The 11,875-nt window shown below is 37.9% G+C and carries 8 protein-coding genes and 2 pseudogenes; all 10 read left to right on the forward strand.

Annotation, left to right across the window (positions count from 1 at the left end):
- Nucleotides 1–147: 147 nt before the first annotated feature.
- On the forward strand, nucleotides 148–1,272 hold the full coding sequence (locus PENNN9_RS03610; protein WP_058368378.1) for a polysaccharide biosynthesis/export family protein: 1,125 nt from the start codon (nucleotides 148–150) through the stop codon (nucleotides 1,270–1,272).
- 15 nt (nucleotides 1,273–1,287) lie between these two features.
- A complete protein-coding gene (locus PENNN9_RS03615) occupies nucleotides 1,288–1,719 on the forward strand; it encodes a low molecular weight protein-tyrosine-phosphatase (protein ID WP_058368379.1) in 432 nt (143 codons plus the stop codon).
- Between the two features lie 15 nt (nucleotides 1,720–1,734).
- The gene (locus tag PENNN9_RS03620; protein WP_058368380.1) at nucleotides 1,735–3,942 is read left to right on the forward strand and encodes a polysaccharide biosynthesis tyrosine autokinase; all 2,208 of its coding nucleotides are present in this window, start codon (nucleotides 1,735–1,737) and stop codon (nucleotides 3,940–3,942) included.
- A gap of 27 nt (nucleotides 3,943–3,969) precedes the next feature.
- A complete protein-coding gene (locus PENNN9_RS03625; RefSeq protein ID WP_264752890.1) occupies nucleotides 3,970–5,799 on the forward strand; it encodes a polysaccharide biosynthesis protein in 1,830 nt (609 codons plus the stop codon).
- The gene (locus PENNN9_RS13250; protein ID WP_264752891.1) at nucleotides 5,724–5,975 is read left to right on the forward strand and encodes a polysaccharide biosynthesis protein; all 252 of its coding nucleotides are present in this window, start codon (nucleotides 5,724–5,726) and stop codon (nucleotides 5,973–5,975) included. The genes PENNN9_RS03625 and PENNN9_RS13250 overlap by 76 nt, the downstream gene beginning before the upstream one ends.
- Before the next feature lie 73 nt (nucleotides 5,976–6,048).
- Nucleotides 6,049–7,335 (forward strand): annotated as a pseudogene (gene tviB, locus PENNN9_RS03630) (Vi polysaccharide biosynthesis UDP-N-acetylglucosamine C-6 dehydrogenase TviB).
- Between the two features lie 31 nt (nucleotides 7,336–7,366).
- Nucleotides 7,367–8,396, forward strand: a pseudogene (locus PENNN9_RS03635) (NAD-dependent epimerase/dehydratase family protein).
- A gap of 78 nt (nucleotides 8,397–8,474) precedes the next feature.
- Nucleotides 8,475–9,710: a flippase gene (locus tag PENNN9_RS03640; RefSeq protein WP_227511710.1), complete on the forward strand. Its 1,236-nt coding sequence runs from the start codon at nucleotides 8,475–8,477 to the stop codon at nucleotides 9,708–9,710.
- Complete coding sequence (locus PENNN9_RS03645; RefSeq protein ID WP_058368382.1) at nucleotides 9,700–10,776, forward strand: sugar-transfer associated ATP-grasp domain-containing protein; 1,077 nt, start codon at nucleotides 9,700–9,702, stop codon at nucleotides 10,774–10,776. The genes PENNN9_RS03640 and PENNN9_RS03645 overlap by 11 nt, the downstream gene beginning before the upstream one ends.
- A gap of 133 nt (nucleotides 10,777–10,909) precedes the next feature.
- The coding region (locus tag PENNN9_RS03650) for an ATP-grasp domain-containing protein (protein WP_058368383.1) at nucleotides 10,910–11,875 on the forward strand (966 nt) is incomplete at its 3' end.

Raw genomic sequence — 11,875 nt, forward strand, 5'->3', positions numbered from 1 at the left:
TACATCCGCCTTGGCCGTTTGGCATGGTCTATTCGTCTTAAAAATTACTATTATGCCTTTGCTTTAACAGACTTTTTTTGTTTTTTTTGTCGTGTGCAGAGGTAATTAATATACTCGTTTTGAAGGATATAAGGTTGAGTAGACATTATGGTCAATAAGCATTTTACCCCTACGCAAAACTCTTCAAAGTTGTTGAACGCATTATGTTTATCAGCTGTTGTGTTTCTCACTGGTTGTGCGACCACTATCAACGCAGGTTTGCAGTCTGGAGATTTACCCCCTAATGGTACTTTTGTAGCAGAGAACGGTATTCGATTTAATGTTCAGCCGTTAAATCTGGCCACGCTACCACCTAAGCAAGTGGCTGTGCGTAATGATGATGTGACACGTCTGATTCAATCCTCTAATCCAGTCAATTACCGTATTGCTGATGGCGATATTTTAAGTATAGAGCTGGTTGGTTATCCAGATATTGCATCTGCATCGTCAGCCGGAAGCTCTAATCCTTATGCTTCAGGTTTTCCTGTAGATCAACAAGGCTTTATACAGTTTCCTATGATAGGTCGTATTAAAGCAAGTGGTTTGAGTGTGCCGCAATTTACGAACAACTTACGCGCAAGATTGCAGAAGTATCTTAAGTATGCAGATCCACAAGTAAAAGTCATCAATTACCGTGGTAATAAGTTCTTTATTGATGGTGCAGTCAGACAACCTGGTGAGTTTAATATTGAAGATGCCCCTGTGACGCTTTATGGAGCGATCTCTATGGCGGGAGGAGCAACTGAAACTGGTGACTCAAACAATATTATATTGAATCGCAATGGGAAGAGCTACGAGCTAGGTCTACAGTCATTACGTGAAATGGGTTCATCAGCCAACCAAATATACTTACAAGATGGTGATTCTATACACGTCAACAGCCAGAGCCGTAATAGGGTATTTGTTTTGGGTGAGTTTGGACAAATCGAGCCTATACCAATCCTTGAGCAAGGACTGAGCTTATCTAGTGTATTAGGAGAGTCAAGAGGACTCAATGCTAGTACTGCTGATGCTGCCAAGATCTACATCGTTCGTGATAATAAAGAAGCGCAATATACCAACATTTATTATGTCGATATGCAGACTATCACAAGCTTTGCCTTGGCCAATCGTTTTGAGATGCAGCCTAACGACATCGTTTATGTCGATCCAACGGGTCTCACACGCTGGAACCGTGTGATTAGTGCCTTATTACCATCGACTTCTGCGGCAAACCTAATTTCAGGTTTATAGATAAAAGCGTCGATTATGGCATTTGATAATATTTTAATCGTTTGTGTAGGCAATATATGCCGTAGTCCAATGGCAGCTGCGATGCTAGCCAAGCGCTATCCACAAAAGCATATCGATTCCGCTGGCGTGTCAGCATTGGTAGGTTACCCTGCTGACACCAAAGCAATTGAAGTAATGGCCACTGACGATACAGATATTGAATCACATATTGCCAAACAGATTAGCGAAGACTTAGTACGACAGGCAGATTTGATTTTGACAATGTCAACCAGTCAAACCAAGTGGATTGAAGACAAGTGGCCACATTGCCGAGGCAAAACGTTTCGAATTGGTCATTGGATCGGTAAAGATATTGAAGACCCTTATGGGTTACCTACATCGGTGTTTGAGATTGCTAAGAGCAATATTATTGATAGTCTCGAGCAATGGAATGAAAAAATCATTTAAGTAGCGGATATAAATATGAATACAGACTCACAGAAATTATCAACATCTGGCAGTGATCGAGATAATAAAGAAATCGATCTCTCAAGCCTACTTGGGTCGTTGTTACGTGGCTGGAAAACCTTGCTTTTTTTCACTCTGTTGGGGTTAATAGCAGGAATATTATATACCCGCTACGTCAATCCAACGTTCCAATCAGATGCCTTGGTACAAATTGATGCCAATCCGCAAGGTGTCTCAGCACTGGGTGAAAACATCTCTAACTTGGTTGGCTCTGGGATTAGTCAGTCTCAAGAAGAAGCTCAATTAATAAAATCACGAATGGTATTAAAACCAGTCGTTGATTCATTGCACTTACAGATTCGCCTAAAAAATCCTGAGATTAACGCGATAGATAGAATAGTAGAGGATCGAATCAACACGCCTGTGCATTCTGAAGAGGGAGTGTCATTACAGACTGAAAGTGGCGAAGTAACAGTCAGTCAGTTTGATGTATCAGAAGAATACCTAGATCAAGGTTTTACTCTAAGCAGATCCGATACGGGTTTTGTATTAAGTAGTGGCGTAGATACTTTTAAAGGCCAGCTTAATCAGCCACATCAATTTAAAGGCACAAAAGGTCCAATTGAAATTACGGTAGAAGACCTACCCTCCAATGGTCAGCCTATTGGTATCACTAAGCAATCGTTAAAAATCACAACAGATGCCATAAACGGTAATTTGACAGTTGAAGAAACAGGCAATATGACTGGTCTTATTCAGTTGTCTTTGACCGGACCAAACCAGCAACAAACGACCTTGATTCTAAATGAAATCGTCATGTCTTATGTTAATCAAAATAAGGCTCGTAGCTCTGAAGAAACCACCAAAACGCTCGATTTCATGGAAACACAAATTCCTGTCCTAAAGCAAAAGCTTGAAGAGTCTGAAGCAGCGTTTAACGAGTTTCGTAAAAGATACGGTACTATCGATGTTGCTCAAGAAGCCCAGCTATTGTTAGCTGAAGAATCTCGAATCGATGGTCAGTTGAGTGATCTAAAGCTTCAACAAGCAGAACTATCTACTTATTACACTGATGAGCATCCATTGGTTGTTCAGATCAACGATCAATTGAGAGTATTAAACAACAGAAAGCAAGAGATCAACAATACGGTTGCAGGCTTGCCTGAGATTCAAAGAGAGTTTTTAAAGTTATCAGAAGATGTCGATATCAATAGAGAGATTTATCTCACTATGCTCACAAACTATGAGCAACTAAAAATCGTCAAAGCAGGTCAGATCGGTTATGCACGCATTGTTGACTTGCCTGTTAGTACTTATAACGCTATCGCACCAAAAGATAAGTTAGTGATTTTGTTAGCTACTGTATTAGGCGCGATATTAGGTGCCCTGATAGTACTACTTAGAAGTGCAATGCGTAACGTGGTTCGAGATCCTGAAATGGTCGAGTCTAATACGGGTGTTCCAGTGATAGCAACAGTGCCGCGCTCAAAAGCACTAAACCGTCTAGGCAAAAACAAGCGCGTGACTAACAGATTATTGTCTTACTCTGATCATAATAGTGCAACTTATGAAGCCATAAAAAGTCTAAGAACCTATCTAATGTTTGGTATGCCAAGCATCGCCAAGTCCAATCAACGCAGCCGTGTCATCGTTGTCACAGGCGAGAGTCCAAACGTTGGTAAGTCTTTTATCGTTGCAAATTTAGCAGAAGTCTTTGCCCAATTGAACAAAAAGGTTCTGGTCATAGATGCAGACATGCGCCTTGGTAGTCTTCATAACGTGTTCAATATGGAACAAGACACAGGTCTTACAGACTTCTTTACAGAAGAGCAAAGTACAGCGGTGAGCATCACTCATCCTACTAATATAGACAATCTTGATTTTATTCCACGTGGTCACAATGCTCGTAACCCATCTTCAATGCTAGCCAGTGAGAAGTTTGGTGGTTTGATGAACGAACTGGCGGCTCATTATGATTACATCATTATTGACACACCACCTGTGCTCGCAGCCACAGATGCCGTCATACTTTCTAAATATGCTGATCAAGTAGTAATGGTAACTCGTCACAACGATTCGCTAGAAGGTCAGTTGAATTACGCTGTCAAGCAGATGAATAAAGCAAATATCGAGGTAGATGGCATCATTATCAATGATCTGCAGCAAGGTATCTTGAGTAAGAATAGCTATCACTATACTTACACTTACGGTAACGCCCAATAATATCGATAACACAACCAGTTGAGTATTATGTCTATGAAGCCAGAGCTTAATAAAACGTATTCTGCAAATAACAACACTGGTAATCGGTTATATAGTACTGCCCAGCGATTGTTAGAGATGCCACGTGTTGCAAAGCGTGGGGTCTTTCTGACCACAGATATTGTGATGTCAATGGTCTGTTTATTCTTTGCCTTGGCCTTACGGTATGGCGATATTGCTAACCATCTGAGTCCTTTAGCACTGTTTTTATATGCCCTACCGCCTGTTGTTGGCCTTTATTTCATAGGCTTTTACAGGGGTGTTGCCCGTATCTTCTCTGATAGAGTCATGCGCAATGTATTACAGTTATTTATAGTACTGATTATTGCGTATGAAGTGATGAATTTCTTCGATATCTTAACTGATATACCGCGTTCAGTTCCTATCTTATACCTATTCTTATTTTTTGTTTGGTTGTGGGGCAGTCGCTTAAGTATACGAGAGTTACTAGAGCGTAGTAATGGTGGTCAGCCTAACCGCCTTAGCGATAAAGAAACTCAAGAGAACGTTATCATTTATGGAGCAGGTGCAGCAGGTAGAGAGTTGTTCGATGCGTTAGAGCGCTCAAATAAATACCGTACGGTCGCTTTTGTCGATGACAATCAACAGCTGGCTGGTGGTTACTTATTGGGTAAGAAGATTCATGACGCTGCTGAAACAGTAGAGTTGGTAGATAAGCTAGAGGTCTCACAAGTATTTTTGGCCATGCCTTCTATTAGTCGCGCGCGTCGCAGACAGATTATTGAAGAGTTTGCAGAAGTATCGGTCAAGATTAAACAGCTGCCAAGCTTACATGAGATTGCTGCTGGACAAGTGACCGTAAGCACGATGCGTCCTGTCGATATTTTGGATGTACTAGACAGACAAACCGTTGAGCCTGACGCTGTTCTATTGAGCAAAAATATATCAGGTAAAAACATATTGGTTACTGGTGCTGGTGGATCTATTGGTAGTGAGCTATGCCGGCAAATAATCAAAAACAAACCTCAGTGTCTCATTCTTTATGAATTGTCTGAATACGCTTTATATAGTATTCATCAAGAGCTCAAAAACCAGCAAACGCTCAACCCTGATTATAGTGATATTCAAATCATTGCCATGATTGGCAATGTGACCAACGAAGATAAGCTTATTAGGGTCTTTAAGAAATATAAGATTCATACGGTATATCACGCCGCGGCATATAAGCATGTACCTATTGTTGAGCATAATCCTTTTGAGGGTGTCATCAATAATGCTAAAGGAACTTATCACTGCGCTTATGCAGCCCTGCAAGCCAAAGTTGAGACCTTTGTACTTATCTCTACTGATAAAGCTGTCAGACCTACCAATGTCATGGGTGCATCTAAACGTTTGGCTGAGCTTGTATGTCAAGGCCTGAGTCAAGTTAATAGTAAAACCTGCTTTAGCATGGTGCGCTTTGGAAATGTACTTGGTTCTTCAGGGTCGGTCATTCCATTATTTACCAAACAAATTGAGCAGGGCGGTCCGATTACAGTGACTCACCCAGATGTAACCCGTTACTTTATGACTATTCCAGAAGCGGCAAGTTTGGTGATTCAAGCGGGCGCGATGGCGACAGGTGGTGAAGTATTCGTATTAGATATGGGAGAGCCTGTAAAAATCGTAGATCTTGCTAAACGTATGATTTATCTAACAGGTTGTAAGCTTAAAGATAAAAATAACCCAGATGGAGATATGGAGATTGTAAGCTTAAAGATAAAAATAACCCAGATGGAGATATGGAGATTGTCGTCAGCGGACTCAGACCTGGAGAAAAACTCTACGAAGAGCTTATCATCGGTGATGACAATGTAGAGCCTACTCAGCATCCCTTGATTCGACAGGCGATGGAGCAAAGCTTCCCGCTAATGGATATCGAAAATATGCTGTCTCAATTAACCCGTAGATCGCAGCCACATGATGTGGAATGGCTAAAAGAAGAGTTCAAATATTTTGTAGAGGGATATCACGAAGGTTCAGCGCCTTCATAAACCTTCTCAAATAAAACAACCATTACGCTAAATGATCAAAACTATTTTATAAACTTATCTAGTAAGGAACGTTATGAGAAACATCAAAGATATAAAGATAGCAGTTATTGGCCTAGGTTATGTGGGTCTACCTCTAGCAGTTGAGTTTGGTAAAAAAGTCCCTGTCATAGGCTTTGATATCAATGCAAATCGTATTGCAGACTTGCAATCAGGTACAGACCATACACTAGAGGTGAGTGATAAAGAACTAGCGCAAGCGACACATCTGAGCTATACCTCAGATATTCAAGCGCTCAAGGACTGTAACTTTTTTATCGTTACCGTACCGACGCCTATTGATGATTTTAAACAACCTGATTTGAACCTGATTGACACCTTTAATCAAAGCTTCAACAGCGATAGGTAGCATTATCAAAAAGACGATATCGTTGTTTATGAGTCTACCGTTTATCCAGGGGCAACAGAAGAAGTATGTATCCCTGTCCTTGAAGACGTGTCTGGCTTGGTATTTAACCAAGACTTTTATGCAGGTTACAGTCCTGAACGTATCAATCCCGGTGACAAAGAGCACAGAGTTGTCAATATTTTAAAAGTCACTGCAGGCTCTACACCTGAAATAGCAGATTTTGTAGATGATGTATACAACCTAATTATTATCGCCGGTACTCATAAAGCTGCGAGTATTAAGGTTGCAGAGGCAGCAAAGGTTATTGAAAACACTCAAAGAGATGTAAACATTGCTCTGATTAACGAGTTGGCCGTCATTTTTAACAAGATGGACATCGATACCGAAGCGGTACTTACTGCAGCAGGTACTAAATGGAACTTTTTACCGTTCCGTCCAGGTCTGGTTGGTGGGCATTGTATCGGTGTTGATCCTTACTATCTAACGCATAAAGCACAGGCTATCGGTTATAACCCTGAGATCATTTTGGCTGGTCGTCGTCTTAACGATGGTATGGGAGAGTATGTTACGACTCAGCTCATCAAAAATATGATCAAAAAACGTATTCAAGTAGAGGGTGCAAAGGTACTTATACTTGGACTAAGTTTTAAAGAGAACTGTCCTGATGTACGTAACACCAAAGTTATCGATATTGTTCATGAGTTAAAAGAATATAACATCGAAGTCGATATTTACGATCCTTGGGTAGATAAAGAAGAAGCTCAGCGTGAATATGGCATCACACCAGTTAGTGAGCCTCAAGCAGGAGACTATGACGGTATTATTCTAGCAGTTGCTCACTCAGAGTTTACCGATATGGGCGTCAGCAGTATCAGAGAGTTAGGTAAAGAAAAACATGTGCTATATGACTTAAAATACGTATTTGCAAAAGATGAAACTGATATTCGTCTGTAAATACAAGATATATAGATAATAAGGAAGTACCATGACGCAATATGAACAAACAACACAAGAACTAGCAAGTAATCCAAAGCAATGGTTGGTTACTGGCGTGGCAGGTTTTATTGGCTCAAACTTACTTGAGACCTTATTAAAGCTGGATCAAACCGTAGTAGGCTTGGATAACTTTGCAACAGGCCATCAAAAAAAACCTAGATGAAGTACAGTCATTAGTATCTGCAGAGCAATGGCAACGTTTTCGCTTTATTGAAGGCGATATCAGAAAAGTAGATGACTGCCATAAGGCTTGTGAAGGTGCGGACTACGTATTGCACCAAGCTGCACTAGGCTCTGTTCCTCGCTCTCTTGCAGACCCTATTGCCACTAATGAGACTAACATTTCAGGATTTTTAAATATGTTAGTTGCAGCGCGTGATGCAGAGGTTTCAAGCTTTACTTATGCTGCAAGTAGTTCAACGTATGGCGATCATCCTGCATTACCTAAAGTAGAGGACGCTATTGGTAAGCCACTATCTCCGTACGCAGTGACCAAATACGTTAACGAGTTGTACGCAGAAGTGTTTGCACGCAGTTACGGTTTTAAGTCTGTCGGTTTACGCTATTTTAATGTGTTTGGCAGACGTCAAGATCCAGACGGTGCTTACGCTGCGGTCATTCCAAAGTGGACAGCTGCAATGATTGCTAATGATGAAGTCTATATCAACGGTGACGGCGAAACCAGCCGTGATTTTTGTTATATCGACAATACCGTACAAGCGAATATACTAGCAGCAACATCTACCAATACTGAAGCCAAGAATCAAGTCTACAACGTAGCAGTAGGTGATAGAACGACGCTAAATGATTTGTTCAACTCCATTAAGTCAGCATTAGCAGGAAATGATGTGAAGTATGATAAAGAGCCTGTATATCGAGACTTTAGGGAGGGTGATGTAAGACATTCTCAAGCAGATGTGACTAAAGCAAAAAACTTATTAGGATATAAGCCTCAGTTTGATATTAGTCAAGGTATTGATAAAGCCATGCCTTGGTACGTTAAGTCGTTAGCAAATTAATAGTTGAGTTTTATGATTAGTAAAGTTCGCACCATGCTACGTTAATAGTTGAGTTTTATGATTAGTAAAGTTCGCACCATGCTACGTAATAAAGATACTAGCCAACTGCTAAAAAACTTTTTTTCACTAGCAGTTTTAAAGCTTGTTAATGCTGTATTACCCTTCGTTACTTTGCCTTATTTAATTAAGGTATTAGGGATACAACAATATGGAGCGATCGTATTAGCACTGTCATTAATGGCTTATTTTCAAGCAGTGACAGACTATGGTTTTAATCTATCAGCGACACGAGAAATTGCAAGGCATCGAGCCAATAAGAGACAACTAAGTTTTATTTACAGTAAAACAATTATTACTAAAATGTACTTACTGTTGTTCTCTTTAGCTGTGTTAGTACCGATAATTCTGCTTGTACCACAGTTTAAAGAGGATTTACTCGTATATCTATTGATGTGTTTGATGCTTATAGGTCAAACCTTATTCCCTGAATGGTTTTTTCGGGGTGTTGAAAGAATGGGTTATATAACGGTTTTAAATCTTATAGTTAAGCTTTCATTCACTATAGGAGTTTTTATATTGATCAAAGCTCCACAAGACTATTGGATATATCCATTCTTATTAGGGATAAGCTATATTATAGTATCATTAATTTCACATTATATAATAATAAGTAAATTCAATTTAAAGTTAATTTTTGTAGGCATTAAAAGAGTTAAAAAGACATTAAGGATTGGTTTCCCATTATTTATAAATCAATTCGTTCCGAATCTTTTTAACAATACTACCAATTTTCTTGTAGGAATGATATTGGGTAAGGCATCTGCAGGTTATTTTGGTGCTACAAGACAAGTTGTACAGTTATTGACTGTCTTTAATTCTGTGGTATCAGGTGTGGCTTTTCCATACTTAATTAGGTATAAAGAAAAGTTTGACATCTTTAGCAAGTATTATTTAATTTTGATAGCAGCTATTTCAGTTTTCTTATTAGTAGTACATCAGTATATTTTTGATATTATTGGTATAAAGTATAGTTTTGACTCAGAAGTCTTTTATATTCTCATTGCTGGGTTTTTAGCTATTGTTTTCTACAGTGTTTACTCTACTAACTATCTAATCTCAAGAGGTTACGATAAGATAGTAATGAGAATTACAATAATAGCATCAACAATAGGATTTATATTATCGTTCCCGCTTATTTATAAGTTTGGACTATTGGGGGGAGCTACTAATATATTTATAGGTCAATTAATTTTAGGATCTGGATCCTACTTCTATTTCAAAAAAATAAACGAGGGCGTAAAGCATGAAAGCTAAAAAAATTGTAAAAAATAAAATTGTTCGGAGTTGGAGGTTTTTGTCAGCATATTCTGCATTTCATAGGCTTCATAAATCAATATATAACTCTCCCGGCTTCCAAAAAGTAAGTCTAACAAAAGATGAGAAGACGGAATACCGTAATTATTGGAAAGCTGTATCTCCAGTTATTAACTTCAAGACAGTAGAGATATCAAAATCATTATCTGGATCCTTCAATAAGCGTATTATTCCTGAAGAGTTTTATAGCTTATATCTTGAAAGATTCTTAAATAATGAAAGAAATGTTGGGTTTCTAGCGCATAAAAGCGTATATAACAAATGGTTTGGTAGAGGTATTTTCCCAAAAGACTTCTTTCATAAGCTAGATGGTAGTTATTATACGTATGAATTCAAAGCTATAGATGATATTGAAGCGTTTATTGACAAAGAGATTGATGATACTGACTTTCCTATTGTGATTAAGCCTAATAAAGACAGTTATGGTGGTAAGGATGTTTACTTTGTTGATAGCAAGGAAGATATTAAAGAAATTATAAAACAACATCCTAACTTAGTAGTCCAAGAAAAGATAGAACAGTCTGAACTAATCAATGCTTTTAATAAAGATAGTATAAATACTGTTCGTGTAAGTTTATATAAAGATAAAGATAATGTAGTACATATGCTCAATTCCGGTATACGTATGGGAAAAGATGGAAGCTTGGATAATGTATCTGATGGCGGAATTGTCTGCAGTATAAAACTCAATGGAATACTGAATAAGTATGCAACCGATATAGATGAAACAAAATATTTAAGTCATCCTAATTCAGGTTTTGTGTTTGAAGGGAAGAAATTCCCACTATACCAAGACTTGGTTGAAGCCAGTAAAAATATTGCTAGATCTGTTATAGGTGCTCGTATAATCAGTCTTGATATGGCCCTAGACTCTACTGATAAATGGCGATGTATAGAGATAAATTTGTTTGGTCAAACTATAAGAATCCCACAAAACGCAGGGGAGTCATTCTTAGGTGAATATACTGATGAAATTATCAGTGATTTAATTAAGTCTAGAAGATGATATATTTTTACTAATGTTTTATCTAATAATGACATCAAATTCACAATATATAGTTAAAAAATATACTTTCATAGATAAAGTTATATTATTTTTAGGTAAAAAATGGAAATGTTAATTGTAGAGGCTTAAGATTATGAAGGTATATATCGCTACACTACCTAATGGATTTTTTGGTAGTACTGGTCAAAGTTGGCAGAGTCTAGATGTCAATAAGGTGTCAAGTCTTTTGAATTTTGATAGTGAGATTATAACTATCAATGACCTTATGCATATTGACTTTGATAAAACGGATATAGTTTTTTACACTTCTAGTGATGAGGAGAATATTAGACTATATCTAAGAGATGTCATGTATTTCATTAATAAAAAATGTAGAATCATACCGAGTTACGATATACTTATGAGTCACGAAAATAAAGGATTTCAGGAGTTGTATAGAACTGAATTAGGTTTTGGTGATTTAAAAGGAAACTACTTCTTTGATATTGATGACTCTAACTTACCATTACCAAAAGTATTGAAAACAGTAAGTGGAGCAGGTAGTAGTGGTGTATTTTTAGTAAAGAATGAAAAAGATCTATTAGATATTAAGAAAAAGCATTTCAATGTATCGAATAAGAGAAAAGTAATAAAATTTCAACGAAAAATTAGATTACAAGCTGAAGAGTTTTTAATATACAACTACAGGCATAAAGGGTTTAATAGGTTTGTTGAGCAAGACTTTATACCTAATTTAGCGAATGATTTTAAAATTTTAGTATTTGGTGACAGGTACTATAGTTTAAAAAGAAATATTAAAGAGGGTGACTTTAGAGCGAGTGGTAGTGGACTATTTGAGCACATAAAGCCTCCAAAAGAAACCTTGGATTATGCAAAGAGTATATTTGATAAAATTAGTAATCCTTATGCTTCGTTAGATATTGCTCAGTCATCTGATGGTTGTCATTTAATAGAATTTCAAGGCACTAATTTTTCACCGGGAACCTTATTGAAAGCGCCAAGTAGATATGTTTGTACAAATGGAGAGTGGGTTAAAGAGAAAAATAATCAAGATCTTGAGGAAAATTTCGCATATGCACTAAACGGGGGCAATAAAAAA

The sequence above is a fragment of the Psychrobacter sp. ENNN9_III genome (assembly GCF_001462175.1).
GTDB lineage: Bacteria > Pseudomonadota > Gammaproteobacteria > Pseudomonadales > Moraxellaceae > Psychrobacter.

What these genes read in the sequence shown, in the direction of transcription:
- PENNN9_RS03610 (WP_058368378.1), top strand. Translation starts at nt 148, where the DNA reads ATGGTCAATAAGCATTTTACCCCTACGCAAAACTCTTCAAAGTTGTTG.
- PENNN9_RS03615 (WP_058368379.1), top strand. Translation starts at nt 1,288, where the DNA reads ATGGCATTTGATAATATTTTAATCGTTTGTGTAGGCAATATATGCCGT.
- PENNN9_RS03620 (WP_058368380.1), top strand. Translation starts at nt 1,735, where the DNA reads ATGAATACAGACTCACAGAAATTATCAACATCTGGCAGTGATCGAGAT.
- PENNN9_RS03625 (WP_264752890.1), top strand. Translation starts at nt 3,970, where the DNA reads ATGTCTATGAAGCCAGAGCTTAATAAAACGTATTCTGCAAATAACAAC.
- PENNN9_RS13250 (WP_264752891.1), top strand. Translation starts at nt 5,724, where the DNA reads ATGGAGATTGTCGTCAGCGGACTCAGACCTGGAGAAAAACTCTACGAA.
- PENNN9_RS03640 (WP_227511710.1), top strand. Translation starts at nt 8,475, where the DNA reads ATGCTACGTAATAAAGATACTAGCCAACTGCTAAAAAACTTTTTTTCA.
- PENNN9_RS03645 (WP_058368382.1), top strand. Translation starts at nt 9,700, where the DNA reads ATGAAAGCTAAAAAAATTGTAAAAAATAAAATTGTTCGGAGTTGGAGG.